At 65.4% G+C, this 3,076-nt stretch carries 2 protein-coding genes; both read right to left on the bottom strand.

What is annotated here, in order from left to right:
- On the bottom strand, nt 1-985 hold a 985-nt coding region (gene purH, locus EOA36_RS32065; RefSeq protein WP_127280850.1), incomplete at its 3' end, for a bifunctional phosphoribosylaminoimidazolecarboxamide formyltransferase/IMP cyclohydrolase.
- A gap of 105 nt (nt 986-1,090) precedes the next feature.
- Nucleotides 1,091-2,815, bottom strand: coding sequence for a heparinase II/III family protein (locus tag EOA36_RS32060; protein ID WP_127280849.1), 1,725 nt, complete (start codon nt 2,813-2,815; stop codon nt 1,091-1,093).
- Nucleotides 2,816-3,076 lie beyond the last annotated feature (261 nt).

Here is a 3,076-nt window from a genome sequence, read left to right as displayed (position 1 = left end):
CGAGGGTGCGGTTCAAGGCGACGATGCCGCCGAAGGCCGAGACCGGGTCGCAGGCGAGCGCCTTGGCGTAGGCCGCCTTCAGCGACGCGCCCTCTGCGACGCCGCAGGGATTGGCGTGCTTGATGATGGCGACGGCGGCCGAGCGGTTGGGGTCGAACTCGCCGGCCAGTTCGAAGGCGGCGTCGGTGTCGTTGATGTTGTTGTAGGATAGCTGCTTGCCTTGCAGCTGCCGCGCCGTGGCGACGCCCGGCCGCTTGTCGCCATTGACATAGAAGCCGGCGCCCTGATGCGGGTTCTCGCCATAGCGCATGACTTCGGCCAGCCTGCCGCCGAAGGCGCGCCAGGTCGGATGCTCGATCTCCAGCGCCTCGGCGAACCAGCCCGAGATTGCCGCGTCATAGGTGGCGGTGCGGGCGAAGGCCTTGGCCGCCAGCTTCTTGCGGAAATCCAGCGACAGCGAGCCGATGTTCATCTCCAGCGCGTTGAGCACCGCGGCGTAGTCGCCGGGATCGGTGACGATGGCGACGTAAGCGTGGTTCTTGGCCGAGGCGCGGATCATCGCCGGGCCGCCAATGTCGATATTCTCGACGATCGCCGCGTAGTCGGCGCCGGAGCGGCGGACTTCCTCGAAGGGATAAAGATTGGAGACGACGAGATCGATCGGCTCGATGCCATATTTGCGCATCGCCAATGCATGCTCGGGATCATCGCGCACGCCTAGCAGCGCGCCGTGCACCGACGGGTGCAGCGTCTTGACGCGGCCGTCCATGATCTCGGGAAAGCCGGTGAGCTCGGAGACGTCGCGTACCACCATGCCGGCCCCGGCGATCGCTTTTGCCGTGCCGCCAGTGGAGACCAGCTCGACGCCGGCCGCGGCCAGCGCCCTGGCAAAGTCGAGCATGCCGGTCTTGTCGAAGACAGACAGCAGCGCGCGGCGGACCGGAACGAGGTCGGGGGCGGGAATGTTCTTGGCAGGAACGGCCATGGGCTGGCGGCCTTTCAAGTCTGGAGGAGCAAGCCCGCGCCGTAGCACATGAGGCCCGGAAATCAAGCGTTCGCTTTTTCACGGCATGCCATTGCCGCCGCAAGCTCAGTTGTTTTCGGGATAACCGGTGATCTTTGTCCGCGTCAGCTGCCAATGGACTTCGGCAATTTCGGACGCCCTGAAAGCGAGCACGATCTGGCGGCTGCGGCGTGGACCGCCCAGACCGGCGAAATAGATCGATTCCTCCACCTCGGGCATCACTTCGCTGGAGGTGAACACCCAGGTGTCGGCCTGATCGGCGGTCAGGATCAGCCGCTCCTGTTCGTCCTGCAGCAGATTGATGTCCGGATGGATGTGAAAACGCACGGTGATGAAATCGCGGCCGTTGTTGCGGACCGCGGCGTTGCCGGGTCGCTGGAACCGGTCCCGGCCCGCCAGCACATTGCCGTCCGAGGAGAGTTTCAGTTCACGCTCATGCAGGAAGCCGAAACGCTGGAGATAGCCATCATGACGGGCGATGAAGCCGTGGACGCCCTTCTGGTCGATGCGTTTGCACTGCACTTGCTGCGGGCCGCCGATTAGCGGTGAACCCAACTGGTCGTTGACCCGCAGCGCATGGGTGAAACGCGCCGAAGACGTGTCGTTGATGGTGGCTGTCGAATGCGCGGCGGTGGCGCGGGCCAGCGGCCTGAACTCGGCGGCGCCGTAGGTGTCGATGCCGGCATTGACGATGTAATGCTGGCGCCCGGACGACAGTTCGAAGGCGAGGCAGCCGGCATGGGCTGCATTGGACACGTCGACCGGCGGCGGCAGGCCGGTATCGGCGATGACCGTGGTGCCACCGATCGCCAGCCGCTCATAGCCCGAATGCGGCGCATGCAGCAGCGGCGAGCCGGCAGTGTCGTCGTGGCGCAGGATGGTGGCGATGCGGTCATGGATGGTGGCGCCCATGCCGTTGAAGCGGGCGAGGCTGCCATCCTGATGGCGGAAGAAGCGCAGCGCCGGCAGCATGCGGTCGATGGCGCCGATCAGCGCCTGCGGCGGCGCTTCGGCCTGGTTGGCATAGGTCTGCCGCAGCGGCAGAAGGTCGGCGAGGATTTCCAGCACCACCATCGGATTGCGCGAGACATGGCCGCCGTCGGCAAGAATCTGGCGATTGAGTTCTTCGGCGAGGTTGCGGGTGGCGCTGCGCAGCGCCGAGGCCGGCGCCGGCAGGGACAGTGCGGCGAATGCCAGCGCGATGCGAGCGCGTAGCCGGTCCTTGCCGTCGGGCATTTCGCGCGCCATGGACTTGAGATAGCGGATCTGCATCGCCAGCGATTTCAGGAAGGCCCGGTAGAAGGGAAATTCGGCGCCCTGCAGCACGACGGAAGAATGCTGCAGCCAGGCGATGATGCGTTTGGCCGTCGTGCCTGGCTCCCAGGCAATGCCCGAAATATGGCTGCCATGCATGGTGATCCAGTCGGAAACGAGCGCGCGGGCGTTTGCCGCGGCCAGCTCCGTGCCGGCGGCGCGCATGTGGCGCAGCCAGCGGAAGCCATGCAGGGTCTTCTGCCAACCGTGATTGGGGACATTGATCTGGAAAGGGGATTTGCCGCCGGTCTCGACCAGATGGCCAGACAGGGGATAGCGGCCGTAATAGATCTCGAGTGCGATCTGCGGATCGGCGAGGCGCAGGTCAGGCGGCGCGATCAGGACGCGTTCGGGCGTGCGGCCGGAATAGCGCCAGCGATAAACCGGCCCGGCACGCAGGCGCCGGCGCGTCTTGCGCCAGAACTCCTTCGCGACCAGCGTCCACAGACGCGTCGTGTTGCCGGCAGCAAGTGCCAAAAGCCCTCCTGGTCGTCCTCTACCCCGGCACAAGTTTACATGATTGAACGTAGCGTGCGAAGGCGAATTCCTGGCAACGGGTCCAGTTAACCCGGTCTTAACCCTGACTTGCCCTAAAAAAGTCAACAAATCCGGGCGGTTACACGCTTAGCCGGCGCGGCGCATACGCGCGGCGAAGAAGCCGTCCAGACCGGAGCGCTCCGGCGCGCCGAGGTCGAGATCGCCGGCATCGATTCGTTCCTGACGCAGCAAGGCACGCTG

It is taken from the genome of Mesorhizobium sp. M8A.F.Ca.ET.021.01.1.1 (assembly GCF_003998025.1).
GTDB lineage: Bacteria > Pseudomonadota > Alphaproteobacteria > Rhizobiales > Rhizobiaceae > Mesorhizobium.
This window is presented reverse-complemented; position numbering and strand designations above follow the sequence as displayed.